Annotated in this window: 26 protein-coding genes and 2 tRNA genes; 23 read left to right on the forward strand and 5 right to left on the reverse strand. The window is 62.4% G+C overall.

Annotation, left to right across the window (positions count from 1 at the left end):
• Positions 1–14 precede the first annotated feature (14 nt).
• The gene (rlmB, locus tag SZ64_RS03165) at positions 15–812 is read right to left on the reverse strand and encodes a 23S rRNA (guanosine(2251)-2'-O)-methyltransferase RlmB (RefSeq protein ID WP_054529505.1); all 798 of its coding nucleotides are present in this window, start codon (positions 810–812) and stop codon (positions 15–17) included.
• Between the two features lie 163 nt (positions 813–975).
• On the opposite strand from rlmB, the gene SZ64_RS03170 reads away from it, so the two are divergent.
• The 3 genes from SZ64_RS03170 (at position 976) to SZ64_RS03180 (ending at position 2,823) form a co-directional block, all read left to right on the forward strand.
• A tRNA-Tyr gene (locus SZ64_RS03170) sits at positions 976–1,061 on the forward strand.
• Between the two features lie 152 nt (positions 1,062–1,213).
• A complete protein-coding gene (locus SZ64_RS03175) occupies positions 1,214–1,966 on the forward strand; it encodes a phosphatidylserine decarboxylase (RefSeq protein ID WP_054529506.1) in 753 nt (250 codons plus the stop codon).
• Positions 1,967–2,031: 65 nt separating this feature from the next.
• Positions 2,032–2,823 carry a phosphatidylcholine/phosphatidylserine synthase gene (locus SZ64_RS03180; RefSeq protein ID WP_054532064.1) on the forward strand — a complete coding sequence of 264 codons (792 nt, stop codon included), beginning with the start codon at positions 2,032–2,034 and terminating at the stop codon, positions 2,821–2,823.
• Here SZ64_RS03180 and SZ64_RS03185 read toward each other — a convergent pair.
• A complete protein-coding gene (locus SZ64_RS03185; protein WP_054529507.1) occupies positions 2,762–3,040 on the reverse strand; it encodes a hypothetical protein in 279 nt (92 codons plus the stop codon). The two genes, SZ64_RS03180 and SZ64_RS03185, sit on opposite strands and share 62 nt — an antisense overlap.
• 382 nt (positions 3,041–3,422) lie before the next feature.
• Between SZ64_RS03185 and rpsB the strand changes: the two genes are divergently transcribed.
• The 12 genes from rpsB to rpmE all read left to right on the forward strand — a co-directional run bounded on the left by rpsB (position 3,423) and on the right by rpmE (position 14,913).
• Positions 3,423–4,205, forward strand: coding sequence for a 30S ribosomal protein S2 (gene rpsB, locus SZ64_RS03190; RefSeq protein ID WP_054529508.1), 783 nt, complete (start codon positions 3,423–3,425; stop codon positions 4,203–4,205).
• An 89-nt stretch (positions 4,206–4,294) separates the two neighbouring features.
• A complete protein-coding gene (tsf, locus tag SZ64_RS03195) occupies positions 4,295–5,221 on the forward strand; it encodes a translation elongation factor Ts (protein ID WP_054529509.1) in 927 nt (308 codons plus the stop codon).
• Positions 5,222–5,365: 144 nt separating this feature from the next.
• Entirely contained in the window at positions 5,366–6,079 is a 714-nt protein-coding gene (gene pyrH, locus SZ64_RS03200; protein WP_054529510.1) for a UMP kinase, read from the forward strand.
• 22 nt (positions 6,080–6,101) lie between these two features.
• Positions 6,102–6,659, forward strand: coding sequence for a ribosome recycling factor (frr, locus tag SZ64_RS03205; RefSeq protein ID WP_054529511.1), 558 nt, complete (start codon positions 6,102–6,104; stop codon positions 6,657–6,659).
• A 65-nt stretch (positions 6,660–6,724) separates the two neighbouring features.
• A complete protein-coding gene (gene uppS, locus SZ64_RS03210; protein ID WP_277813746.1) occupies positions 6,725–7,429 on the forward strand; it encodes a polyprenyl diphosphate synthase in 705 nt (234 codons plus the stop codon).
• A gap of 1 nt (position 7,430) precedes the next feature.
• Positions 7,431–8,159, forward strand: a complete 729-nt coding sequence (locus tag SZ64_RS03215) for a phosphatidate cytidylyltransferase (protein WP_241772970.1) — start codon at positions 7,431–7,433, stop codon at positions 8,157–8,159.
• A complete protein-coding gene (locus SZ64_RS03220) occupies positions 8,159–9,310 on the forward strand; it encodes a 1-deoxy-D-xylulose-5-phosphate reductoisomerase (RefSeq protein WP_054529513.1) in 1,152 nt (383 codons plus the stop codon). Before SZ64_RS03215 ends, SZ64_RS03220 begins: the two co-directional genes overlap by 1 nt.
• A gap of 3 nt (positions 9,311–9,313) precedes the next feature.
• On the forward strand, positions 9,314–10,441 hold the full coding sequence (gene rseP, locus SZ64_RS03225) for an RIP metalloprotease RseP (protein WP_241772971.1): 1,128 nt from the start codon (positions 9,314–9,316) through the stop codon (positions 10,439–10,441).
• A 165-nt stretch (positions 10,442–10,606) separates the two neighbouring features.
• Entirely contained in the window at positions 10,607–13,378 is a 2,772-nt protein-coding gene (gene bamA, locus SZ64_RS03230; RefSeq protein WP_054529514.1) for an outer membrane protein assembly factor BamA, read from the forward strand.
• Entirely contained in the window at positions 13,378–14,091 is a 714-nt protein-coding gene (locus SZ64_RS03235; protein ID WP_054529515.1) for an OmpH family outer membrane protein, read from the forward strand. The genes bamA and SZ64_RS03235 overlap by 1 nt, the downstream gene beginning before the upstream one ends.
• Before the next feature lie 24 nt (positions 14,092–14,115).
• On the forward strand, positions 14,116–14,589 hold the full coding sequence (gene fabZ, locus SZ64_RS03240) for a 3-hydroxyacyl-ACP dehydratase FabZ (RefSeq protein ID WP_054529516.1): 474 nt from the start codon (positions 14,116–14,118) through the stop codon (positions 14,587–14,589).
• Between the two features lie 96 nt (positions 14,590–14,685).
• The gene (rpmE, locus tag SZ64_RS03245) at positions 14,686–14,913 is read left to right on the forward strand and encodes a 50S ribosomal protein L31 (RefSeq protein WP_054529517.1); all 228 of its coding nucleotides are present in this window, start codon (positions 14,686–14,688) and stop codon (positions 14,911–14,913) included.
• 115 nt (positions 14,914–15,028) lie between these two features.
• Here rpmE and SZ64_RS03250 read toward each other — a convergent pair whose 3' ends face one another.
• Together SZ64_RS03250 and SZ64_RS03255 are read right to left on the reverse strand one after the other, a co-directional pair.
• Complete coding sequence (locus tag SZ64_RS03250) at positions 15,029–15,406, reverse strand: GFA family protein (RefSeq protein WP_241772972.1); 378 nt, start codon at positions 15,404–15,406, stop codon at positions 15,029–15,031.
• Positions 15,407–15,458: 52 nt separating this feature from the next.
• Positions 15,459–16,091, reverse strand: coding sequence for a 2OG-Fe(II) oxygenase (locus SZ64_RS03255; protein ID WP_054529519.1), 633 nt, complete (start codon positions 16,089–16,091; stop codon positions 15,459–15,461).
• A 191-nt stretch (positions 16,092–16,282) separates the two neighbouring features.
• Between SZ64_RS03255 and SZ64_RS03260 the strand changes: the two genes are divergently transcribed.
• The 8 genes from SZ64_RS03260 (at position 16,283) to SZ64_RS03295 (ending at position 23,433) form a co-directional block, all read left to right on the forward strand.
• A tRNA-His gene (locus SZ64_RS03260) sits at positions 16,283–16,359 on the forward strand.
• A 144-nt stretch (positions 16,360–16,503) separates the two neighbouring features.
• Positions 16,504–17,223: a heme ABC transporter permease CcmC gene (gene ccmC, locus SZ64_RS03265; protein ID WP_054529520.1), complete on the forward strand. Its 720-nt coding sequence runs from the start codon at positions 16,504–16,506 to the stop codon at positions 17,221–17,223.
• Positions 17,224–17,361: 138 nt separating this feature from the next.
• The gene (ccmE, locus tag SZ64_RS03270; protein WP_054529521.1) at positions 17,362–17,823 is read left to right on the forward strand and encodes a cytochrome c maturation protein CcmE; all 462 of its coding nucleotides are present in this window, start codon (positions 17,362–17,364) and stop codon (positions 17,821–17,823) included.
• Entirely contained in the window at positions 17,820–19,781 is a 1,962-nt protein-coding gene (locus SZ64_RS03275) for a heme lyase CcmF/NrfE family subunit (protein WP_054529522.1), read from the forward strand. The genes ccmE and SZ64_RS03275 overlap by 4 nt, the downstream gene beginning before the upstream one ends.
• Complete coding sequence (locus SZ64_RS03280) at positions 19,778–20,314, forward strand: DsbE family thiol:disulfide interchange protein (protein WP_054529523.1); 537 nt, start codon at positions 19,778–19,780, stop codon at positions 20,312–20,314. Before SZ64_RS03275 ends, SZ64_RS03280 begins: the two co-directional genes overlap by 4 nt.
• Positions 20,311–20,715: a cytochrome c-type biogenesis protein gene (locus tag SZ64_RS03285; protein ID WP_054529524.1), complete on the forward strand. Its 405-nt coding sequence runs from the start codon at positions 20,311–20,313 to the stop codon at positions 20,713–20,715. Before SZ64_RS03280 ends, SZ64_RS03285 begins: the two co-directional genes overlap by 4 nt.
• Positions 20,712–21,365 carry a tetratricopeptide repeat protein gene (locus SZ64_RS03290; RefSeq protein WP_054529525.1) on the forward strand — a complete coding sequence of 218 codons (654 nt, stop codon included), beginning with the start codon at positions 20,712–20,714 and terminating at the stop codon, positions 21,363–21,365. The genes SZ64_RS03285 and SZ64_RS03290 overlap by 4 nt, the downstream gene beginning before the upstream one ends.
• 217 nt (positions 21,366–21,582) lie before the next feature.
• Entirely contained in the window at positions 21,583–23,433 is a 1,851-nt protein-coding gene (locus tag SZ64_RS03295; RefSeq protein WP_241773087.1) for a potassium transporter Kup, read from the forward strand.
• Positions 23,434–23,516: 83 nt separating this feature from the next.
• Here SZ64_RS03295 and SZ64_RS03300 read toward each other — a convergent pair whose 3' ends face one another.
• Positions 23,517–24,089 (reverse strand): urate hydroxylase PuuD, encoded by a 573-nt coding sequence (locus tag SZ64_RS03300; protein ID WP_054529526.1) that lies wholly within the window; start codon positions 24,087–24,089, stop codon positions 23,517–23,519.
• Between the last annotated feature and the right edge of the window lie 138 nt (positions 24,090–24,227).

Raw genomic sequence — 24,227 nt, forward strand, 5'->3', positions numbered from 1 at the left:
CTGCTCCTTCGGATTCAGTCGATTTCGCGCGACGCGACCGCATAAAGCGCGATTGCAGCGGCATTGGACACGTTCAGGCTTTCCATCTGGTTGCTGATCGGCAGTCGGGCGAGGGCATCGCAATGGGCAGCCACATTGGAGCGCAGCCCTTCGCCTTCCGCACCCAGCACCAGCGCGACCGGGCCGGATGGCAGCACCTGCGCCAGAGTCGCCTCCGTCTCGCCGGCAAGGCCGATGCGCCAATATCCGGCCTCGGCAGCTTCTTCCAATGCGCGCGACAGGTTCACCACGCGCACCCACGGCACGACTTCCAGCGCGCCGGATGCGGATTTGGCCACCACACCGGATTCGGGCGGGGCATGCCGGTCCTGCGTCACCACGGCGCAGGCATTGAAGGCGGCGGCAGAGCGCAGAATCGCGCCGACATTATGCGGGTCGGTAACCTGATCCAGCACCACCAGGGGCCGGGCAGGGTCGCCGTCCAGCACTTCGTCGAGATGCAGATCTTCCAGCGGCTCGCATTCCAGCACCAGCCCCTGATGCGGCGCATCGCGGGCGACAAGCCGCGCCAGATCCTGCACATCGGCATATTCCAGCGGGAAATCGGCTGGCAGTTCGCCGTCGAGCGATTCGATGCCTTCACGCGTCGCCCACAGCTTGCGGTGGCGCCGTTCGGGGTTCTTCAGAGCGGCTTCCACCGCATGGCGGCCCCATAGACGGACATAACCCTGCGATGCCCGGCCACTTCCTCGCCCGCCCTGCATGCGTCCCGCACGCCCGCGCAACGCCCGCTTTTCCCCACGCTTTGCCATCTTTACTCCCTGTTCGGCGCCTTTCGCCGAAATCTTCCACGCGCTCCTGCCAGTCGCCCCATTGACAGGCAAGCGTCGCTTCGCCATTGGGGCGCCTCTCGGCCGGACCGGCCCCTTCTCGGAGGGGCAAAATTCCGGGGTGACCCGGCACCGGCAATGGTGTGGACAGGTGGCCGAGTGGTTAAAGGCAGCAGACTGTAAATCTGCCCGTGCAAGCGTACGCTGGTTCGAATCCAGCCCTGTCCACCACCGCCGCCCTCTCGATCAGAGCCGCAATGCCAGCCCTTCGGGGCTGGCTGTTGTGCAGCCTCTATTGGCAAGTTCTTCATCTCGTTCAGACAAGGGTACCTCAGCGGCCATCATGGGTTGTAGGGCTGCGCGCTAACCCGTAGGAGGCGTCCATGGCCGGAGAAATATTGGACAATAAGGGCCGGGGCGAAGCTGCGTGGGGTTGGCCCGCAATTCACCCCGAGGGTCGCAAATTCGGGCTGATCGCCGCAGTGATCAGCCTTGTGTTCCTGATCGGGCTCGATTGGGAGATTGTCGGCTGGCCGCTCGTCCTGCTGACGCTGGGCGTATTCGCTTTCTTCCGCGATCCCGAACGCGTGGTGCCGCAGGATGACAGTTACATTGTCGCCCCTGCAGACGGGCTGATCACGCTGATTCAGGAAGTCGAGCCGCCGATTGAGCTGCAGATGGACGACGGCAGCGGTTCGCGCGGGCTGGGCGGGGCCACGGTCACTCGCGTCTCGATCTTCATGTCGGTGTTCGACGTTCACATCAATCGTGCGCCCGTGGGCGGTACGGTGCGCCGGGTGATCTATATTCCCGGCAAGTTCATGAATGCCGATCTCGACAAGGCGAGCGAGGAAAATGAACGCCAGCACATCCTGATCGAGCGGGCCGACGGCCTGCAGATCGGCTTTACTCAGATCGCCGGGCTGGTTGCGCGGCGAATCGTTCCCTTCGTGAAGCCGGGCGATATGCTCGCCGTCGGGCAGCGCGTCGGCCTGATCCGCTTTGGCAGCCGTGTGGACGTCTATCTTCCGGTCGGAACCGATCCTAAAGTTCTTATGGGCCAGAAGGTGATCGCAGGCGAAACCGTGTTGGCCGAAATCGGTAAGCGCCAGCTGATTGAGGGCGTCAGCCAGTGAGCGGGCCGGGCGACAGCGATTCGCTCGAGCCGGTCGGCCCCAAGGCTTCGGAAGCGGAGCGTCCTTTGCTGGTTCAGCGCCGCCCGGCCGGGCTGACCCTGCGTGCCGTATTGCCTAACGCCATTACTGCCGCCGCATTGTGCGCGGGGCTTACCGGCGTGCGCTTTGCCATCAACGGCGATTGGGAGCGGGCGGTATTCGCGGTGGTGCTTGCCGGCTTGCTCGACGGGATCGACGGGCGCATTGCCCGCCTGCTCAAGGCGCAGTCGCGCTTCGGCGCGGAGCTGGACAGCCTGTCCGATTCGCTGTCCTTCGGCATGGCGCCCGCGTTGATTCTCTATCTCTGGTCGTTGCAGGGCCTGCCGCGCTTCGGCTGGTTCGCGGCACTGTTTTTCGCCCTGTGCTGCGCCTTGCGTCTGGCGCGTTTCAACGCGCGCATCGACATGGACGATCAGCCACACAAATCCGCCGGTTTCCTGACAGGCGTTCCGGCGCCGGTGGGGGCAGGGCTGGCCTTCGTTCCGCTCTATCTGTGGATGGCAAGTGGCGAAGAGATTTTCCGCAACCCGATTCTGATCGCCTTGTGGGTGGCGGCGATGGGCTTCCTGATGATTTCCAGCATCGCCACGCTGAGCTGGACTTCGCTTCGACCGCGCCGCAGCGTTCGCCTGGGTGTTATCGCACTGGTGGGGATCACCTTTGCCGCGTTGTTGACTGAACCGTGGTGGACCCTTGCGGCGATCTGCCTGGTCTATCTTGCGCTGATGCCCTGGGGCATCGTGAGCTATAGCCGGATCAAGCGGCAGCGAGCAGCTCGTCAAGCCGCTGAACGGGAGGCTGCCGCTCAGCAAGGCTGACGGCGGCCGAACCGGCCTTCGCGGAATTGACGAGACGCAGCCGGGCCGGGCGGTGTTCGATCACCCGCAGGCGGGCGACCACCACATCTTCGCAATTCGCCAGCGCACACCGCAGAGTGGTGAAGGCCGCGAAACCGCGAGCATAGGCCTGCGCCAGAACGGCGAGGGAAACGAGGCCGGCGGTTGCGAACAGCAGGGCAAGGGCAATAACCGTCATCGAAACCGCTCCATTCATGGTTCCAGAGCCGGGAAAGGGCTGTGGAAGGCTTGTGGATAACCCGTGGAGAGTGGTAGAAAGATTGAGTCGCACCCCTCTCCGGGTTCGATAGGGCTAATGTTCCCTATTTGTTCCAGCATGTCAAGCGCGTTTCGCGCATCCTGTCTGATCCCGCATACGCGGGCGGGTTAGGATTTGCGGGATTCATGCTGGCTTTTGTTGGAAATCGGAGCTAAGGGCCGCCCCGTTCAGACAAGAAATGGCGGATTTTCGCTGCTTTGCGTCGGGGCAAATTCACATGGAAGGCGCACATACCGGTGCCGTTGGCGGGAGCTCCGCCCGGTTCCAGCCTTCCAGCGGAACAACCGGAAAGGAATTACCTATGGCGGCTCCTACCGTCACCATGCAGCAATTGATCGAGGCCGGCGCACACTTCGGCCACCAGACCCACCGCTGGAACCCGCGGATGAAGCCGTATATTTTCGGCGCCCGCAACGGTGTTCACATCATCGACCTGTCGCAGACCGTGCCCCTGATGGCGCGTGCGCTTGAATTCGTTTCGGCGACCGTCCGCAATGGCGGCAAGGTGCTGTTCGTCGGCACCAAGCGTCAGGCTCAGGATCCGATTGCCGATGCTGCCCGCGCCAGCGGCCAGTATTACGTCAACCACCGCTGGCTGGGCGGCATGCTCACCAACTGGAAGACGATCAGCCAGTCGATCAAGAAGATGAAGACGATCGAGGAACAGCTCTCGGGCGACACTTCGGGTCTCACCAAGAAGGAAATCCTCGACCTTACCCGCAAGCACGAGAAGCTGCAGCTTTCGCTGGGCGGCATCCGTGACATGGGCGGCATTCCGGACGTGATGTTCGTGATCGACGCCAATGTCGAACAGCTTGCGATCAAGGAAGCCAACGTGCTGGGTATCCCGGTCGTGGCCGTGCTTGACACCAATGTCGATCCTTCGGGCATCGCTTTCCCGATCCCGGGCAACGATGACGCCAGCCGTGCCGTGCGCCTCTATTGCGACGCGATCGCTCAGGCGGCGACCAAGGGCAACAACGAAGGCGTTGTCGATTCGGGCCGTGACATCGGCGCGATGGACGTTCCGCCGGCTGAAGAAGTTGCCGTGGAAGCGGACGCCGGCGTCGAAGCGACTGCCTGAGCGTAACCGAACTGGCATAATTGCCGTTTAGCGCGCCGGGCCAGTCGATTGGCCCGGTGCCATCGGCACATATTCAAGAGGACAGAACAATGGCTGCTTATTCCGCCGCTGACGTGAAGGCCCTGCGCGAACGCTCGGGCGCCGGCATGATGGACTGCAAGAAGGCTCTCGACGAGACCAATGGCGACATCGAAGCTGCCGTCGACGCTCTGCGCGCCAAGGGCCTGGCTGCTGCCGCCAAGAAGTCGAGCCGTACCGCGGCCGAAGGTCTGGTCGGCGTTGCCGTTGAAGGCACTCGCGGCGTTGCCGTGGAAGTGAACTCGGAAACGGACTTCGTTGCCAAGAACGACCAGTTCCAGGACTTCGTCCGCAAGACCACTCAGGTTGCGCTGGGCGTGGACGGCGACGATGTCGAAGCGCTGAAGGCCGCTGCCTATCCCGACGGTGGCACGGTTGGCGAAAAGCTGACCAACAATGTCGCCACCATCGGTGAAAACCAGCAGGTCCGTCGCCTCAAGACCGTTTCGGTCAGCGAAGGCGTGATCGTGCCTTACATGCACAATGCGGTTGCTCCGAGCCTCGGCAAGATCGGCGTGCTGGTCGCGCTCGAAAGCTCGGCTCCGGCCGACGTTCTCGAAGGCTTGGGCAAGCAGCTGGCGATGCACATCGCGGCCGCCTTCCCGCTGGCGCTGAACGCTGACGGCCTCGATCAGGAACTGATCGCCCGTGAACGCGCGATCGCTGAGGAAAAGGCTGCCGAAAGCGGCAAGCCCGCCGAAGTGCAGGCCAAGATGGTCGATGGCGCGATTGCCAAGTTCGCCAAAGAAAACGCTCTGCTGTCGCAGGTCTTCGTCATGGACAACAAGACCCCGATCCAGCAGGTCGTCGATCAGGCTGGCAAGGAAGCCGGCGCCAAGATCGTTCTGAAGGACTATGTCCGCTTCCAGCTCGGTGAAGGCATCGAGAAGGAAGTCAGCGATTTCGCAGCCGAAGTCGCCGCCGCAGTCGCAGGCTAAACGCCTCACTGTGAAGAGATTGTCCCCGCGCGGCCGGTGCCGCGCGGGGATTTTCATACCCGGCCAAGGCGTGCCCACCCCTTGGCAGCGCCCCCTGTCGCTCTATAAGAGCGGCGCCCAGGCAATTTGCGAGTTTCCGATCCCATGTCCAAACCCGGCTTCAAACGTGTCCTTCTGAAGCTTTCGGGCGAAGTGCTGATGGGTAATCAGCAATTCGGGATAGATCCTTCCTTCGTGCTGGAACTGGCCAAGGAAGTGAAGGCGGCCAAGGAAACCGGGCTGGAAATTTGCCTGGTGATCGGCGGCGGTAATATTTTCCGCGGTATGGCTGGCGCAGCGCAGGGCATGGACCGCGCGCAGGCCGATTATATGGGCATGCTGGCCACGGTGATGAATGCGCTGGCAATGCAGAGCGCGCTCGAACAGGTCGGCGTTCACACCCGCGTCCAGTCTGCGGTGCAGATGGATCAGGTGTGCGAGCCGGTGATCCGCCGCCGGGCCGAACGGCATCTGGAAAAGGGTCGGATCGTTATCTTCGCCGCAGGCGTCGGCAGCCCGTTCTTCACCACCGACAGCGGCGCAGCTTTGCGCGCGGCGGAAATGAAGTGCGATGCGCTGCTGAAGGGAACCAGCGTGGACGGGGTCTACGATTCCGATCCCAAGACCAATCCCGACGCGGTACGTTTCGACACGGTCAGCTATGACAAGGTGCTGGCCGACAATCTCAAGGTGATGGACGCCTCTGCCGTGGCCCTGTGCCGCGACAATAATATCCCGATCGTGGTCTTCTCGATCCGCGAACAGGGCAATCTCGCGCGCGTTTTGGCGGGCGAGGGCGTACAGACCACGGTGCAATGAGTAATCTGGGGAAGCCCTGACAATGGCTAAGTACGACAAGGCAGATCTCGAACGGCGCATGGCTGGCGCAGTGGAATCGCTCAAGGGCGACCTCGCAGGCCTGCGCACCGGCCGCGCCAATACGGCGCTGCTCGATCCGATCCATGTGGAAGTCTATGGCGCGATGATGCCGCTCAACCAGGTGGCCACCGTTTCCGCGCCCGAACCGCGCATGCTGAGCGTGCAGGTGTGGGACCGGTCCAACATGACTCCGGTGGAAAAGGCGATCGCCAAGGCGGGCCTGGGCCTCAACCCGATGATCGACGGGCAGACGATCCGTCTGCCGATCCCCGATCTGACCGAAGAACGCCGCAAGGAACTGGCCAAGCTGGCCGGGCAATATTCGGAAAAGGCCAAGATCGCGATCCGCAACGTCCGCCGCGACGGGATGGAAGCCCTGAAGGAAGACGAGAAGAAGAAGGAAATCGGTGAGGACGAGCGCAAGCGGTCCGAAGACGATGTCCAGAAGCTGACCGATCAGTACATCAAGCAGACTGACGATGTTGCGGCCCAGAAGGAAAAGGAAATCCTCGGCCAGTGACGGACCAGTCCTCCTCTCCATTCGCCGCGAGCGAGGGCGAGAGGCGCGATGGCGAGGGTTTTGCTGTGGCCCCGTCCGGCACGGACGGGCCGCGCGCCGCGCATGGCGCACGCCATGTGGCGATTATCATGGACGGCAATGGCCGCTGGGCGAAGAAGCGCCACCTTCCGCGCGCGGTGGGTCACCAGCGCGGCGTGGAATCGGTGCGGCGCCTTGTGCGCGCGGCCCGTTCCATGGGGCTGGATTGCCTGACGCTTTATGCCTTCTCGTCTGAGAACTGGAAGCGTCCGCAGGACGAGATCTCGGACCTGATGGGTCTGCTGCGCCGCTTCATCAAGGGCGACTTGCCTGAATTCATCGCCAATGACGTGCGGTTGAAGATCATCGGCGATTACAAGGCGTTGGAGCCTGATATTGTCGCCATGCTCGAAGATGCGCTCGATCAGACAAGGCATGGCACAATCACGCTGGCGGTGGCGTTGAACTACGGATCGCAGCAGGAAATCGCCCGTGCGGCGGCGCAGGCCGCTGCCGAAGGCGACGTGAGCGTGGAAAGCATCGCGGCCCATCTCGATACTGCCGATCTGCCGCCGCTCGACCTTCTGATCCGCACATCCGGTGAAGTGCGCCTGTCCAACTTCCTGCTGTGGCAGGCCGCCTATGCGGAGATGTATTTCACCGACATCCTGTGGCCCGATTTCACTCCTGCCCATCTGGAAGAGGCGCTGGCCGCCTTTGCCGGTCGGGAACGGCGTTTTGGCGGACGGTGACGTGACCGGAGAGGGTATGGAGCCGCAAGCCGCCAAGCCGAAGGCTGACCTCAGGGTCAGGGTGATCTCGGCGCTTGTGATGCTGCTCGTGGCCGGGGTTGCGTTCTGGCTCGGCGGAACGGTGCTCGACCTGTTCATTGCGGCTGTATCGTTTCTGACGCTGATCGAATTGATGAAGCTGGTGGAACTTGCGACGGAAAGCCCGGTGCGCCGCATTCTGGGGACGATTGCCGGTGTCATCTATGTGGGCGCGGCGGCAGTTTCCCTTATCGTGCTGCCCCCTTTTCTGGTGGGTGTCGTGGTCGGGATCGTGATCTGCACCGATACCGGGGCCTATTTTGCCGGACGCCGTTTCGGCAAGCGCAAGATCGCCCCTGCGATCAGCCCATCCAAAACCTGGGAAGGGCTGATGGGCGGCATGGCCGCCGCAGGCCTGTTCGCGTCCATGGCGCTGGGCTTCATCGTACTCGTCGCATCGGCCCTTTCTCCGGAGAGGCCCGGCATTCCCTGGCCCGCCATGCTGGCCGGTGCCGGAATCGGCGCGATATTGGCAATTGCTGCGCAGGCTGGCGATTTTCTTGAAAGTTGGCTCAAGCGCAAGGCAGGGGTAAAGGATTCCGGCACGCTCATTCCCGGCCATGGCGGGGTGTTTGATCGGGTGGACGGCCTGTTGCCAGTGGCGATCATCGCCGGGCTTGGTTCGCTGATTTATGCCGCGGTGATGATGTGATGCGCTCAATCACCATCCTCGGGGCGACCGGTTCTATTGGCGCCTCCACACTGGATCTGATCCGGCGCGAGAAGGGCAAGTGGCGGGTTGTGGCGCTCACCGCAAATGGCAAGGCGGCGGAACTCGCGGCTCTGGCCATTGAATTCAGTGCCGAAGTGGCAGTGGTGGCGGACGAGGCGCGCCTGCCTGAACTGCGTGAAGCCCTCGCGGGAACCGGGATCGCGGCGGCAGCCGGCGCGGAAGCACTGTGCGAGGCTGCCGCACGCGGCGCTGACGTTACCGTTGCCGGGATCGTGGGCTGCGCGGGCCTTGCGCCTACCATGGCGGCGATCCGGCAGGGCGGGGTGGTCGCGCTCGCCAATAAGGAAGCACTGGTTTCCGCCGGGGACATCCTGCTGGCCGAAGTTGAGAAGCATGGTGCCACCCTGCTTCCGACGGATTCTGAGCATAATGCGATCTTCCAGTGCCTGCAGGGCAATCGCATCGAGGATGTGACCTGGATCACGCTCACGGCCAGCGGGGGGCCATTCCGCGACTGGTCGATGGAGCAACTACGCGCCGCAACGCCGCAGCAGGCGCTCAAGCACCCCAACTGGTCCATGGGGGCGAAGATCACCATCGATTCCGCCACCATGATGAACAAGGGCCTGGAATTCATCGAGGCGCATCATCTGTTCCCGGTGGGGCTGGAAAAATTGCGGATCGTGGTCCACCCGCAAAGCGTGATCCATTCGATGGTCGAATATCGCGACGGGTCGACTTTGGCGCAGCTTGGCCCCTCTGACATGCGCGTGCCGATTGCATCATGCCTCGCATGGCCACAGCGAATGGATACGGCCTGCAAGCCGCTCGATCTTCCCTCCATTGGCCAACTCACCTTTTTCGCCCCGGATGAGGAGCGTTTTCCAGCTACCCGCCTTGCGCGAGAGGCGGCTGAGGCAGGTGGTGCGGCGCCGGCAGTGCTCAATGCGGCGAATGAAATTGCGGTCGAGGCATTTCTTGCCGGTCAGATAGCGTTCACCGAAATTTCGGCAAAGGTGGACAGGATGCTATCACGCGCTATCCCTGCTGCACCCGCCACGCTGGAGGAAGTGCTGGCAGTAGACGCCGAAACCCGTGCGATTGCGCGCGAAATGCTGGAGCATGCTTGAATAATGGCTTCCCCGCCTTTCTGGATGTGGATCGTCGGCTTCCTTCTGGTGCTGGGGCCGCTGGTCACGCTCCATGAACTTGGCCACTATCTGGTCGGTCGCTGGTGCGGGGTTAAGGCGGATGTCTTTTCGATTGGCTTCGGCAGGGAACTAACCGGCTGGACCGACCGGCGCGGCACGCGTTGGCGGATTTCCGCGCTGCCGCTGGGCGGTTATGTCCAGTTTGCGGGCGATATGAACCCCGCCAGCCAGCCCAGTGCGGAATGGCTGGCGCTTCCCTATGAGGAACGGCGCAAGACCTTCCAGGCCAAGGCCCTGTGGCAGCGTGCGCTGATCGTGGCTGCTGGCCCGGTGACCAATCTGCTGGTTGCCGTGGCGATCTTTGCCGCGTTCTTTCTGGCCTATGGCAAGCCGGTTCCGGCCGATCCCGCCCAGTCCAATGTTGTCCAGAACTTTGCCCCGCAATCGCCTGCCCGCGATGCCGGGCTGCGTATCGGGGACCGGATCGTCGAGATCGACGGGTCGAAGGTCGTCCAGTTTCAGGACATTCTGGACCGGGTGGCCCTCTATCCGAACAAGCGGATTGTCGTTGGTGTGGAGCGCGATGGCGATCTTCTAAGGTTTCCAGTCACCATCGCGGCGAGCAAGGAAGCTGACAGCTTCGGCAATATTGCACTGGTCGGGCGGATCGGTGTCTTTTCCAGCCGCTTCGCGTTCGAGCCTGTGGGATTTGGCGAATCCCTTACGCTTGCTGCCGGGCAGAGCGTGGATGTCATCCGGATGATGGTGATTGGCCTTGGCCAGATCTTCACCAGAGATCGGCCCGTTTCGGACCTTGGAGGCCCGATCAAGATCGCCAAGTTCGCGGGTGAACAGCTCAGCCTTGGGCCACTCGCCTTCGTCAACTTCGTGGCGATGATCTCAATTAATTTGGCATTCATCAACCTGTTGCCAATTCCGGCACTCGACGGCGGGCACCTGGCTTTCTACGCGGCTGAAGCGGTCCGTCGTAAGCCTATCGGCCCGCGCAGTCAGGAATGGGCGTTCCGCACCGGCGTGGCCTTTGTGCTCGCGCTGATGCTGTTCGTGACCATCAACGATATCGCTTCGCTTCCCCTGTTTGGAAGTTGAGCGGGGAAAGGACGGCGGGTCAGCCCATTTCACCGGACATTTGCTTGATTGGCGGCACGGCATCAGGCAAGGGCGGCGGTCATATGCCGCTGGGTAACCTAACGGCAATTGGCGGTGATTGGCCGCCAGGGGACGAGAAACACCGTGTCGAAGATTGGACGGGACATGGGCCTTAAGGGCAAGAAACTTTCTGCACCGAAAATCGCTGCGGCGCTGCTCGGAGGAACTATCCTGGCTGGTCACCCCGTGGTGGCTTCTGCGCAAGATCAGGACGTTCCGGCAATTCCTGCCCCGGCTGCGGCATCGCAGCCTGTCGGGGAAGTGATCCGTTCGCTGGTCGTCACCGGCTCTCAGCGATTGGAGGCTCAGACGATTCTGAGCTACATCCAGCTGCGGGTGGGCGGCCAGTATACGGAGGCCGCGGCCGACCAGGCGCTGAAGGATCTCTACGCGACCGAGTTGTTCGCCAATGCCAGCATCCGCAACGACAATGGCAATGTGACGATCGACGTGCAGGAGAACCCGGTGGTCAACCGGATCATCCTGGAAGGCAACAAGCGGCTGAAGGAGGACAAGATCCTCCCCGAAATCAAACTTGCCCCGCGCCAGATCTTCACCCGTTCCAAGGTGCGCGCGGACGTGGCCCGCATCATCGAGCTGTACAAGCGGCAGGGCCGCTTCGCTGCGGTGGTCGAGCCCAAGAGCGTGCAGCTGGCGCAGAACCGCGTCGACATCGTCTACGAGATCACCGAAGGGCCCAAATCCAAGGTCCGCCAGATCAACATCATCGGCAATGACAAGTTCTCCGACGGAGAACTGCGCAGCCAGATGATCACCAAGCAGTCGCGCTTCTTCCGCCTGTTCAGTTCGGGCACCAGCTACGATCCTGATCGCCTGGCCTTCGACCAGCAGAAGCTGCGTCAGTTCTACCTGACCGAAGGCTATGCCGATTTCCGGGTAGTCTCGGCCGTGGCCGAACTCACGCCCGACAAGCGGGACTTCATTATCACTTACGTGGTGGAGGAAGGCGAGCGCTACAAGTTCGGCGACGTGAAGGTGGAAAGCCAGCTGCGCGACTTCGACGAAGGCGTGCTGACCAGCTCGCTCGCGGTCAAGCCGGGCGGTTGGTACAACGCCAAGATGGTGGAAGACACTGTCGAGGGCCTGACCGAGACGGCCGGGCTTTACGGCTATGCCTTTGCCGATGTGCGGCCCGAATTCGACCGCAACCGCGACGATCTGACCATGAACGTGAAGTTCGTGATCAACGAGGCGCCGCGCGTCTATGTCGAGGCGATCAACATCAACGGCAACACGCTGACACAGGACAAGGTGGTGCGGCGCGAGTTCCGTCTGGCCGAAGGCGATGCGTTCAACTCGCTGGCGGTCAAGCGGTCCACCGCGCGCATCAATTCGCTGGGGTACTTCCAGGAGAACTTCCAGATCGAGCAGAGCCAGGGCTCCGCCCCGGACCGCATCGTGCTCGACGCCAATGTCCAGGAACAGGCCACCGGCGAACTCCAGCTCTCCGCAGGCTTCTCAAGCCTTGAGAGCTTCATTCTGCAGGGTTCCATCCGGCAGAGGAACTTCCGCGGCCGTGGGCAGACAGTGGGCGCCAGCGTCAACTGGTCGCGTTATTCCCGTTCCGCCACGGTCAGCTTCACAGAACCGTATGTGTTCGATCGCAACGTTTCGATGGGTCTCGACATCTATCGGCGGGATACGAACAACTGGAACTATTACAACAACAACCGCAACTCGACGTTCAAGCAGGCGACGACCGGCTTCCAGATCCGCGCGGGTGTTCCGATTACCGAAAACGCGTCGGTCATCGGCCGTTACACCCTGAACTTCGATGACATCACGCTGGATGAATCGCTCTATTACAGCGATCGCGTGAATCCCGGCACTCAGGAATGTGACGTGCTGCTGGCGGGCCGCTACCTTTGCGATGCAATCGGCACGCGCACCAGCTCGATCCTGGGCGCCTCGGTGGTCTATGACACGCTGGACAACCGCATCCGCCCGACACGCGGCGAGAGCTTCTCGATCAGCCTCGACGTGGCAGGCCTCGGCGGCACAGAGCAATATGCCAAGATGCGCCTCAATGCGGCCAAATACTGGCAGCTTGCTCCGGGCTGGATCTTCTCGCTTTCGGGTGAGGGCGGCTATGTCAAAGGCTTCAAGAATCGCGGCCCCGGGCAGGACAATGTCCGCCTGACCGACCGCTTCTTCCTGGGCGATCCGCAGATTCGCGGCTTCGACATCCGCGGTATCGGTCCGCGCATCCTGCGCGAATTCTATGTGCTGGACGGCAACAAGAATCCGATCTGCGGCGATGGCAGCTCGCAAGAAACCTGCGATGAAAGCCATGGCGGCTACACTTATTACAGCGATCCAAAGAACCCCATCGACGATCCGCTGGGTGGCAATGCCTATTACCTGACCCGCGCTGAGCTGGAGATTCCGCTGGGCACCGGTGCCCGCGAAATGGGCCTGCGTCCGTCGATCTTCGTCGATGCTGGCGCCGTGTTCGGCCTGAAGAAGCCGCTGCTGACCGATACCGGGCCGACCTATTTCGTCGCGGCCCGCGATCAGACCACCGGTGATCCGCTTTATGTGCAGGTCAATTCCGCAACGCTGGTAGACGGTATCTGTACCGCAGATTCGGGCGGAATCTCTTACGTGACCAATGCAGTCAATCCTGCTCCGCCTGCCTGCCTTGGCACCACGGCAAATACTCCGTACGGTTCCACCAATGCCGGCTTCCGGGAGGCTTACCTCGGTGACTCGCCCAAGCCGCGTGTGGCGGTGGGTATCGGGGTCAACTGGAACTCGCCCTTCGGCCCGTTCCGCATCGACGTTGCCAAGGTGTTGATGAAGCAGCCGGGCGACGATCCCAAGACTTTCACGTTCAACGTAGGAACCCAATTCTGATGAAGTCCATCCTCAAGCCGGTTCTTGCAGCCGGCCTCGTTCTCGCCGCCGCCAGCCCGCTGGCCGCGATTCCCGCATCCGCGCAGGTCGTGAAGGGCGTCGGCGTTGTCGATCCCGGCGTAATCGTCAACAGCAGCGCCGCGTTCAAGACCGCCGCGTCGCAGCGCCCGACCACGTTCGCGCAATATTATCAGCAGGCGAAGACCCGCGAAGATCAGCTCAACGCGCAGCTCGATCCGATGATCAAGAAGTACGACACCGATCGTGCGGCGCCGAACCCGAACCGGGAAGACCTTTCCAAGCAGGCTGCGGCACTGAACCAGCTGAGCCAGCAGGGCCAGCGCGAGATCGCCCAGATCCTCGCCCCGGTCGCGCTGAGCGAGGAATATGTGAACGAACAGATCGGCGATATTCTGCCCAAGGCCATCGAAGCCGCTGCAGCCAAGAAGCAGGTCTCGCTGATCCTCACCCGCGGTTCCGGCGCAATCATCTTCCGCGATCAGGCCTATGACATGAATCAGGACATCATCCGCGAACTGGATGCGCTTCTGCCCGTGGCTCAGCTCGTTGCCCCTCCGGGCTGGCTGCCGCGCGACATGCGTGAACAGCTCGCGCGCGAACAGGCCGCCTCTCAGGCTGCCAATGGCGGTGCGGCTCCCGCAGCTCCGGCCCAGCCGGCCGCCACGGCGGGTCCGCCGGCGGAATCGCGCTGATCCGGTTAGAGACAGGACAGTTCAATGAGTGAAGAGTCGGGCGCACCGGCCTACGATATCCGCAAGGTGCTCAACGCCTTGCCGCATCGCTATCCGCTTCTGCTCGTCGATCGTGTGCAATCGCTCACGATTGGCGAGGAGATTCACGCGATCAAGGCGGTGAGTTTCAACGAGCAGTTCTTCCAGGGCCATTTCCCCGGCCGTCCGATCATGCCCGGCGTACTCATCATCGAGGCGCTGGCACAGTCGGCCGCGATCCTGGCAATCGAGACGCTGGAACTCGCCGGAAGCGGCAAGCTCGTCTATTTCATGGCGATCGAAGAGGCCAAGTTCCGCAACCCGGTCGAACCCGGCTGCCTGCTGGACCTGCATGTCGGCTTCATCCAGAAGCGGGCGCGGGTCTGCAAGTTCTGGGGCAAGGCCATGCTGGGCGACAAGGTGGCCTGCGAAGTGCAGTTCACTGCCATGGTTGCCGATCCGCCGGCGGAAGAAGGCTAATCCTTGCAATTTGCGGTCTGCCCCTGTAGGGGCGCCGCTTTCCGAACATCAGCAGGGCCGGTCGGAACCGGCCCGCGCATACGGAGTGATACCGCCATGAAGGCCGATACCCATCCCGATTACCACATGATCACCGTCAAGATGACGGACGGCACCGAATTCCAGACCCGCTCCACCTGGGGCAGCGAAGGTGACGTGATGGCGCTGGAAATCGATCCGACCAGCCACCCGGCCTGGACCGGCGACAGCAAGCGCCTGCTCAACGAAGGCGGCCGCGTTGCCCAGTTCAACAAGCGCTTCGGCGGTCTCACGCTCAAGAAGTAATTGGGCGGGCAGTAAGCCGGTCCCGCAAGGGATCGCTGCCGAACAAAAGGGCGGTTCCTGCGGGAGCCGCCCTTTTGCTTTTCAGGGTAATTCCCAGGCGAGGTGGGGCGAGCGGCTATTCGGCCGAAGGCTCGAAGCGCAATTTGCCCGCCAGGCGCCTTACGCCGCCATTGTCGTTGGGGTGGTGAATGCCATCCACCACCGGAACTTCCGCGAAATCAAACGGGCTCATGCCTTCCAGGCAAGCGACGTTGACGCCGTATTTGTCCGGCATGGAGCGGGTCTGGTGGAAGCAGTGAATGCCGCAGTGCGAGCAGAAGTGGTGCTTCGCGACGCCGGTATTGAAGCTGTAAACCTTCAGCATATCGGCGCCCTGAGTGACAGTCAGGCTTTCCAGCGGCGCATAGGTGGTTACTGCACCCTTCTTCGCGCAGATCGAGCAGTTGCAGCGCGTGCCTGCTGGATCGTCCGCCAGTTCAACGGTGAATCGCACCGCTCCGCAATGGCAGGAGCCGTGATGAAGATGCGTTCCGGTGGTCACGGCGTCAGCCCCACGGCCGTTCGCGATACCATTTGGTAATCACGTATTTCATGCCCTTGCGCACCTTCATCGCGTGGTGAAGTGTGGCGGCGTTGCAGCTTCCGTCGGGGCGGCGATTGTTCCAGCAGACAAGGCGGCCCTGTTCGGGCTGGAACATCTTGTCCACCACCTTGAAACGCGTGGCGCCACCGGCATCCACGTCGTTGAGATAGACCATGAAGGTCCAGGTGCGCTGCCCGGCGACAGAGCAATATTTATGGAAATCCTCGCCGCTCGGCTCGAAATAGTCGGTATGCGCCTTGAATTCCTGGCCCACTTCATAGCGCTGGCCCTGAACCGGTTCGCCATAGGCGGGGTCGATGCTGTTGATCGCAAGCAGGCGTCGCTCAAGTTCCAACACCTCCGGCTCTGCCGCATCGAGATCGCAGGTTTCGCTGGTGCGGAAGTAATTGTCCCCATTCGGGTCTGCGATCGTGGAGGGGCGGCGTTTTGCGTCGATCAGCCGCATCAGCCTTTCGCACAGATCCGGCGGCAGGAAGCCGGGCAGGGTGAACATCTCCGCACGCGGAGTTGGAACCTGACGCATGCCTTCACATGCACGCAGAATCTCGCTGGAAGTTTCGCCCGGAGCCGACATGGGCGCGACGATAGTGTGGCCGCTTGAACGATCAAGCGCGAAAGATGCGCTTGCGTGATAAGGGCATAGCAGTTTTCGCTTTGCATTCGCCGCGCACTGTGCAAGAGGCTCGCCGCCTCGCCGGATGTGGTTTGTCCCGCCGGCAATCTGGTCTGACAACACGCTTGCACGGCATGTTTTCCTGACTTGTGGCGATTGTAGCTCAGTTGGTTAGAGCGCCGGTTTGTGGTACCGGAGGTCGGGGGTTCGAGACCCCTCAATCGCCCCACTCCCTTACAGATATTGGCCATAAAGGCGGGATTCGCGCCATCTGCGTCCAAAGGCGTGTTGTGCCGTCGATTTATGCCGGTTCTGCTTGCTACTGCCCGGCCTCCCTGCCAAAGCACCGCCAGCCAACCGGACAAACGCAATAATGCACGGCTTAGCAAATCCTGCCCGTTTCCTGCGCATCGCTCGCGCGCTCACTGCACCGTTGCTGGTGCTTGGCCTGATTCTAACAGGCGCTGCCCTCTATTATGGCCTTGTGGATGCACCGCCTGAACGGCTGCAGGGCGACAGCGTGCGAATCCTGTTCATCCACGTGCCCGCCGCATGGCTGGGCATGGCGGGGTGGAGCGGAATTGCCGTGGCCAGCTTCATGGAGCTGGTCTGGCGCCATCCGCTTGCGGGAATCGGCGCGCGTGCCGCGGCCGTTCCGGGCGCCTTCTTCGCCTTCCTCTGCCTTGCCACGGGTTCTCTCTGGGGCAGGCCCGCATGGGGCACCTGGTGGGTATGGGACGGGCGGCTCACCAGCATGCTGGTGCTGCTGTTCCTTTATTTCGGCTATATCGCCCTGGCTGGCGCCTCCGCGCGCGAGGGTGGGAACAGTCGAATCGCTGCCATATTCGGGCTGGTGGGTGCGGTGAACATCCCGATTATCCATTATTCGGTGCTGTGGTGGAACTCGCTGCATCAGCCGCCGAGCCTGACGACCGGTGGATCGACCATGGCAGGGCCGTTCCTGTGGGGCCTGCTGGCGGCCACACTCGGTTTCACTCTGATCTTCGGCGGCGTCGTGCTGGCCCGGATGCGCGCCATTCTGGCGGACATTCAGGCGGAGGCTCGCCTGCGCCGCAAGGCAGAAGGGGCCTGAGATGCGCGAGGCGCTCGATCATTGGGTTTTCGTGTCAGCTTCCTATGCTTTGGGCATCGGGGGCACGCTCGCGCTTGTGGCGTGGAGCTGGATCGGAATGAAACGCGCCGAAAGGCGGCGGGATAAGGCTCGCGGAAAATGAATACGGGTTTGAAGGCCAAGCACCAGCGGCTGGTGCTTATCGCCATTGCGATGGTTGTGCTGATCGCGGCCGGGCTGCTCGCTGCATGGGCACTGCGGAGCCAGGCCAGCTATTTCTATGTGCCAAGCGAGATGATCGCCAATCCCCCCGAAGCGGGGCAGGCCGTGCGTCTGGGCGGCATGGTGCAGGCCGGTTCCCTGAAGACGGCTGCGGATGGCGTGACGATCAACTTCGTGGTCGGCGATGGCGATGCCATGGTGCCGGTGCGCTACTCGGGCATCGTGCCGGATCTGTTCACCGAGGGTTCGGGCGTCGTCGCCGAAGGACGGCTCGATGCGCAGGGGACGTTCATTGCCGACAATCTCCTCGCCAAGCATGACGAGAATTACGTGCCGCGCGAATTGCATGACATGACCGAGGCGCAGAAGCGCGCGGCGATGGAAGAAACCACGAAATGATCGCTGAATTCGGTCTCGCTGCGCTGTGGCTCGCCGCCGCGCTTGCGGCTTTGCAGCTTGTTGCCGGCGCGCTTGTGCTTGGCCGTGACGAGCCGGCGCTCTCCGCGCTGGTCCGCCCGGCGGCCGTGGTGCAGGGCGTTCTGGCGGCGCTGTCTTTCGCGGCGCTGATCCTGCTGTTTGTCGAGACCGATCTTTCGGTGCGGCTGGTGGCGGAAAACTCCCACACGGAAAAGCCGATGATCTTCAAGATCGCCGGTGCATGGGGCAACCATGAAGGCTCCATGCTGCTGTGGGTGACGATCATGTCGCTTTCCGGCGGCCTGATCGCCCTGATCGAGCGTCGCCTGCCGGAACGCACGATGATCGCCACGCTGGCCGCGCAGGCCTTTGTCGGCCTCGGCTTCTATGCCTTCCTGCTGTTTTCCTCCAACCCCTTCGCCCGCCTGTCTCCGGCAGCGCCGGAAGGGTTGGGGCTGAACCCGCTGCTGCAGGACATCGGCCTCGCCTTCCATCCGCCCACGCTTTATCTCGGCTATGTCGGCCTTTCGGTGGCTTTCAGCTTCGCCGTCGGCGCCTTGCTGACCCGTCAGGTCACGCCGGAATTTGCCCGGGCCATGCGCCCCTGGGTGCTGGGCGCGTGGATTTTCCTGACCATCGGCATCACGGCGGGTTCCTACTGGGCCTACTACGAACTCGGCTGGGGCGGCTGGTGGTTCTGGGATCCGGTGGAGAACGCCTCGCTGATGCCCTGGCTGGCCGCGACGGCTTTGCTCCATTCCGCCAGCGTGCTCGCCGCGCGCGATGCCTTGCGCGCCTGGACGATTATGCTCGGCGTGGTGGCCTTCTCCATGAGCATGATCGGCACGTTCCTCGTCCGCTCCGGCATTCTCACCAGTGTGCATGCCTTTGCGGTCGATCCGGAACGCGGCAGCTTCATCCTTGCGCTGCTGGTGCTCTATATCGGTAGTGCACTCACCCTGTTTGGCCTGCGTGCCGGTACTGTCGCGGAAGGGGAACGGTTCTCCGTCACCAGCCGCGAAGGCGCGCTGGTGGTGAACAATGTCGCGCTCAGCGCGATCCTCGCCATCGTGCTGGTCGGCACGCTCTATCCGCTGGTGACAGAGGCGTTCGACATCAAGGTTTCGGTCGGCCCGCCTTACTTCAACCCGGTCAGTGCGCTGTTCTTCCTGCCGATGCTGCTGGTTCTGGCAGTCGGCCCGCTGTTGCGCTGGCGGCGCGATTCGCTGGGCCGAGTGCAGAATGAAGTTGTGCTGGTCGCGATTGTCGCGCTGCTGGTGCTTGCCGGCGTGTGGTTCAACACATCCATCGGCCTGTTGCCGCTGTTGGGCCTTGCCTTGTCCGTCGCGGTGGCGCTGGCCAGCGTCCTGCCGCTGCGCGGCCGTAACCTGCGCCGCCTGCCGCTGGCAGTATGGGGCATGGTATTCGCCCATCTCGGCATTGCGGTCGCCTTGTTCGGCATGTCCGCCGATAGTGCCTTCACCAAGGAAAAGCTCGTCGCCGCAACACCCGGTGAGACGGTGGAAGTTGGCCCCTGGAAGGTGAAGTTCGAAACTGTCGAGCCGGTTGCCGGTCCGAACTGGACAGCGCTGGAAGGGGTGCTTTCAGCATCCTACAGCGGTGGTAAGGCCCGGCAGATGGCGCCGCAGTCGCGCGAGTTCTGGTCGCCCGTGCAACAGACCAGCGAATCCGCCCTGCTGACCCGGTGGAACGGGCAGCTCTATGCGGTTCTGGGTGACGAGATTGAAGGTGGCCGCTGGCAGCTTCGCCTGTGGTGGAAGCCGTTCGTTATCTGGATCTGGCTCGGCGGCCTGATGATCGGCTTCGGTGGCTTTCTGGCCCTTGTAGGCCGCGTTGTGGACGATCTGAAGCGCCGTAGCCTGCAGCAGCGGATTGCCCGCCGCCGCCGCACTGCCGCTGATGAGGAGGCGGCCGCATGAAGCAGATTCGCTGGACTTTATGGCTGCCGCTGGCGCTGTTCGGCGTGTTCTTCGTTCTGGTCGCCAGCCAGCTGATCAATCCCGCCGGGACGACAGTTGAAAGCGCGATGATCGGCAAGCCATTGCCCGAATTTACGCTGAAACCAGCCAATGCTGACCGGCCGGGGCTCGCCACGCAGGATATGCGCGACGGCCAGCCAAGGCTGCTCAACGTCTTCGCAAGCTGGTGCGTTCCCTGCGCGGCAGAGGCGCCGCAGCTTTCCGCGCTGGAGCGTGGTGGGGCAAACATCGTCGGCGTCGCCATTCGCGACCGGCCTGAAGATGTCGCGGCCTTTCTCGCCCAGCACGGCAATCCCTATAGCCGCATCGGGGCAGACGACCTTTCCGAAGTGCAGGTGGGGATCGGTTCTTCCGGCGTGCCCGAAACCTTCGTGATCGATGGCAAGGGTATGATCCGTTATCAGCATATCGGCGATATTCGCGATGCGGACGTGCCGATGCTGCTCGAAAAGCTGAGGGAGGCGGCACAGTGAAGCGCCTGTTTCTCCTGATCGCGCTGGCACTCGCCGCACCGCTGGCCGCGCAGGATTCCCTGCCGCCGGCACCTTACGCTTATAAGCAGCTCGACGATCCGAAGCAGGAGGCGGAAGCCAAGGCGCTGATGGAAACCCTGCGCTGCCTGACCTGTCAGGGCCAGTCCATCGCCGATTCCGATGCGCCGATGGCCGGTGACCTGCGCCATCAGGTCCGCATGCGGATTGAGCGGGGCGAAAAGCCTGAGGCGATCCGTGCCTGGCTGATCGAGCGTTATGGCGAATATATCAGCTACAAGCCCGAAGTGACGAGTTCTACCTGGCCTCTCTTCCTGCTGCCCGTTGTGCTGCTGCTGGCCGCCGCTTTCGTGTTCCGCAGCAAATTGGGGAAAAAGGCATGAGCTGGGTCATTGCCATTCTGCTCGCAATTGTCTGTTTCGCGGTGTTTGCCTTCGCCTTCAGGCTTCCGCGCAAGAGCTGGACAGTGCTGCTGGCCGCGCTGGCCCTCGGTCTGGCAGGCTATGCCCTGCAAGGCTCGCCTGGCCTGCCTGGCGCTCCCGGCAAGGCGCGGGCCGATCAGGCCGAGGAAGGCTGGGCCATCGTCGATATGCGCAAGCAACTGGTAGGCGAAACGGAGCGTTCCAAGGATCCGCTGATGCTCACTGCCGATGCACTGGTGCGCAAGGGGCAATATTCCAACGCGGCCAGACTGCTGCGCGGTGCGATCCATACCAATCCACAGGATTCGGAAAGCTGGTTGGCGCTGGGCAATGCGCTGACGTTCCAGGCCGACGGAATGCTCACCCCTGCGGCGTTGTATGCCTATCGCCGGGCAGCGCAGATTTCGCCCGACAGCGCGGGGCCGGCCTTCTTCGTTGGCTGGGCACTGATCCGTCAGGGCAAGCTGATCGAAGGCCGCGAAGTGTGGGCAGGGCGTCTCGAATCCATGCCCAAGGACGCACCGGGCCGCGATGTTCTGGAAAAACGACTCGCAGGCTATGATCAAATCCTGCGAAAACTGGTTGAAGAATCCGAGAAATCAGGTCGTTAAGTGGTGGAAATCCCGCTATGTTGCAGTGCGGGAACGGTGCTGCTAAGCGCCGTCCCCCGTCTGCCGGGACTTTCCGGTGCAACAGGGCGATAATGGGGGGCGCATTAACTCCATGAGTGACGCCGATACGCCGCAGCAACCCGAAGCTGGCCCAGTGCCGGCCGAAGGCCAGTTTTCCGGACATCACGGACATGACCGTCAGTCGTCCGCCTACAAGATGGCGATCGGCGCGATTGGCATTGTGTTCGGCGATATCGGCACCAGTCCGCTTTACGCCTTCCGCGAAACCTTCGCCGGGCATCACCCGCTGACGGTGGACCAAATCCACATTCTCGGCGTGGTCAGCCTGATCTTCTGGTCGATGACCATCGTGGTCACGATCAAATATGTCGGCCTGCTGATGCGGGCGGACAATAAGGGGCAAGGCGGCACTCTGGCGCTGGTCGCTCTGGTCTCGAGCTATATCGCGCGCTCCCGTTATGGGTGGATTGCCGTAATGCTGGGCGTGTTCGCCACGGCGCTGTTCTATGGCGACAGCATGATTACCCCGGCGATCTCGGTCCTGTCCGCGGTTGAGGGTCTCACTGTGGTCGAGGCTGGGTTCCAGCCTTTCGTCCTGCCTATCGCGCTGGCTTTGCTGATCGGGCTGTTCCTGCTGCAGAGCAGAGGCACGGCTAAGGTCGGCGCACTGTTCGCGCCGGTGATGATAATCTACTTCACCGTCCTCGCCGTGCTTGGCATCGTGCATATCGTGCAGTCGCCGGAAATCCTGATCGCGCTGAACCCCTGGTTCGCGATCCAGTTCTTCATTGCCGATGGCACCACGGCGTTCCTCGCGCTCGGTTCGGTCGTGCTGGCGGTCACCGGGTCGGAAGCGCTCTATTCCGACATGGGCCATTTCGGCCGCGGGGCGATGCGCCTCAGCTGGTTCGGCTTTGTCATGCCCTGCCTGCTGCTGAACTATTTCGGCCAGGGCGCGATGATCATGGGGATGGAGCCGGCACTCGCGGCAGAGGCGATCAAGAACCCGTTCTTCGTCCTCGCACCCGAGATGCTGCGCTTGCCGTTGGTGCTGCTGGCCACGATGGCGACCTTCATCGCCAGCCAGGCCGTGATTACCGGCGCATTCTCGGTGACGCATCAGGCGATCCAGCTGGGCTTCATTCCGCGCCTGTCGATCCGCCACACCAGCGAGACCGAACAGGGCCAGATTTATATCCCCTTCATCAACTGGGCGTTGATGGTGGCCGTGATCGTGCTGGTGCTGAACTTCCAGACATCGTCCAACCTCGCCGCTGCCTATGGCATCGCGGTGACGGGCGCGATGCTGATCGACACCTGTCTGATCGCTGTACTGGTCGCCATGGTCTGGCGCTGGAAATGGTGGGTGTGGGTGCCCGTGGTTCTGGGCTTCTTCATCATCGACGGCGCCTATTTCGCGGCGAATACCACCAAGATCCCGGATGGGGGCTGGTTCCCGCTGGCGATCGGCGCCGTGGTCTTCACTCTGCTGACCACCTGGGCGCGCGGCCGCAAGCTGATGCGCGAACGTATGGCTGAAGTGGAGCTGCCGCTCGACATCTTTGCGAAGTCAGCCCACGCCAGCACGCAACGCGTGCCCGGCACGGCGATTTTCATGTCCGCTGCGACCAGCGGCGTGCCTTCGGCGCTGCTCCACAACATCAAGCACAACAAGGTGCTGCATGAACGCGTGGTGGTGCTGACGGTGAACATCGCCGATGTGCCCTATGTCGATCCGGAAGAGCGGGTCGGGATCACCGATCTGGGGCAGGGCTTCTATCGACTGGTCGTCAATTACGGCTTCATGGAAGAAACCGACATCCCATCCGCGCTCAAACAGGCGGGCAAGTGTGGGGGCAAGTTCGACATGATGCAGACGAGCTTCTTCCTCTCGCGCCAGACTTTGCTGCCTTCGAAGAAGCCAGGCATGCCCCTGTGGCGTGAAAGGCTGTTCAGCTGGATGCTGCGTAACGCGGCCACGCCGATGGACTTCTTCCGCCTGCCCACCAACCGCGTGGTCGAACTGGGCAGTCAGCTGGAAATCTGACGCATTGCGGGCAATCGCTGGATAAGAGAAGGGCGCCGCTGCCAGTGCAGGGCGCCCTTTTCCTTTGGTTCAGGCCGGCTGGCTCACCCCAGATTGGCGCTGACCATGCAATAGAGCATCGGCAGCGACAGCAGCGTGTTGAGACGGCTGGCGATCATCGCGCGCGGCCCGGCGGCAGCCTTCTGTTCAGGCGTGGTCTCCACGATGCCCAGAGCCTTTTTCTGGTTGGGCCAGATGATGAACCACACGTTGAATGCCATCACCAGTGCGATCCACATGCCCGTGCCGATCAGGTTCACGGCGCCTTCGCCGGTGAAGCTCATCGCCGTATGGAGGTAGCCGTTTACCTGCGCGATGCCGAGGCCGGTGACCACGGTCAGCAATGCCGCCCAGCGAAAGTAGAACAGCGCCTTGGGGGCGATGAAGCCCGTCACCGCGCCTTTCTGCTCGGCCGGAATGGCTGGCATTGTCGGCACCTGCACGAAGTTGAAATAATAGAGCAGGCCGATCCACAGCACGCCGAAAAACAGGTGGAGCCAGCGCAGAATGGAATTGGCATCCACCACCACGCTGGAGGCAAAGGCACCGATGATCGCGAGCGCGGCGACCAGCCCCACGATCAGCACAAGTTCAAGATTCCCGAATAGTTTAGCCATGTCGTTTCCCCCGTTGCCATTGTGTGACTTGTGTTCTGGCAGCCCACCGCCCCGTTCTTCGGGTGCGGAAGACGTCACAATTTATCCGTCAAAGTTGACGCTACGGCAAGCTGGCAGAAAACGGCGGTTTTTGAGGCG

Origin of the sequence: Erythrobacter sp. SG61-1L (assembly GCF_001305965.1) — a bacterium.
Taxonomy (GTDB): Bacteria; Pseudomonadota; Alphaproteobacteria; order Sphingomonadales; family Sphingomonadaceae; genus Andeanibacterium.

Bases quoted from the DNA above. Each gene is read 5' to 3' on its own strand.
- rlmB (WP_054529505.1), bottom strand. From the start codon at position 812: ATGGCAAAGCGTGGGGAAAAGCGGGCGTTGCGCGGGCGTGCGGGACGC.
- SZ64_RS03175 (WP_054529506.1), top strand. From the start codon at position 1,214: ATGGCCGGAGAAATATTGGACAATAAGGGCCGGGGCGAAGCTGCGTGG.
- SZ64_RS03185 (WP_054529507.1), bottom strand. From the start codon at position 3,040: ATGACGGTTATTGCCCTTGCCCTGCTGTTCGCAACCGCCGGCCTCGTT.
- rpsB (WP_054529508.1), top strand. From the start codon at position 3,423: ATGGCGGCTCCTACCGTCACCATGCAGCAATTGATCGAGGCCGGCGCA.
- tsf (WP_054529509.1), top strand. From the start codon at position 4,295: ATGGCTGCTTATTCCGCCGCTGACGTGAAGGCCCTGCGCGAACGCTCG.
- pyrH (WP_054529510.1), top strand. From the start codon at position 5,366: ATGTCCAAACCCGGCTTCAAACGTGTCCTTCTGAAGCTTTCGGGCGAA.
- frr (WP_054529511.1), top strand. From the start codon at position 6,102: ATGGCTAAGTACGACAAGGCAGATCTCGAACGGCGCATGGCTGGCGCA.
- SZ64_RS03220 (WP_054529513.1), top strand. From the start codon at position 8,159: ATGCGCTCAATCACCATCCTCGGGGCGACCGGTTCTATTGGCGCCTCC.
- rseP (WP_241772971.1), top strand. From the start codon at position 9,314: ATGGCTTCCCCGCCTTTCTGGATGTGGATCGTCGGCTTCCTTCTGGTG.
- bamA (WP_054529514.1), top strand. From the start codon at position 10,607: ATGGGCCTTAAGGGCAAGAAACTTTCTGCACCGAAAATCGCTGCGGCG.
- SZ64_RS03235 (WP_054529515.1), top strand. From the start codon at position 13,378: ATGAAGTCCATCCTCAAGCCGGTTCTTGCAGCCGGCCTCGTTCTCGCC.
- fabZ (WP_054529516.1), top strand. From the start codon at position 14,116: ATGAGTGAAGAGTCGGGCGCACCGGCCTACGATATCCGCAAGGTGCTC.
- rpmE (WP_054529517.1), top strand. From the start codon at position 14,686: ATGAAGGCCGATACCCATCCCGATTACCACATGATCACCGTCAAGATG.
- SZ64_RS03255 (WP_054529519.1), bottom strand. From the start codon at position 16,091: ATGTCGGCTCCGGGCGAAACTTCCAGCGAGATTCTGCGTGCATGTGAA.
- ccmC (WP_054529520.1), top strand. From the start codon at position 16,504: ATGCACGGCTTAGCAAATCCTGCCCGTTTCCTGCGCATCGCTCGCGCG.
- ccmE (WP_054529521.1), top strand. From the start codon at position 17,362: ATGAATACGGGTTTGAAGGCCAAGCACCAGCGGCTGGTGCTTATCGCC.
- SZ64_RS03275 (WP_054529522.1), top strand. From the start codon at position 17,820: ATGATCGCTGAATTCGGTCTCGCTGCGCTGTGGCTCGCCGCCGCGCTT.
- SZ64_RS03280 (WP_054529523.1), top strand. From the start codon at position 19,778: ATGAAGCAGATTCGCTGGACTTTATGGCTGCCGCTGGCGCTGTTCGGC.
- SZ64_RS03290 (WP_054529525.1), top strand. From the start codon at position 20,712: ATGAGCTGGGTCATTGCCATTCTGCTCGCAATTGTCTGTTTCGCGGTG.
- SZ64_RS03295 (WP_241773087.1), top strand. From the start codon at position 21,583: ATGGCGATCGGCGCGATTGGCATTGTGTTCGGCGATATCGGCACCAGT.
- SZ64_RS03300 (WP_054529526.1), bottom strand. From the start codon at position 24,089: ATGGCTAAACTATTCGGGAATCTTGAACTTGTGCTGATCGTGGGGCTG.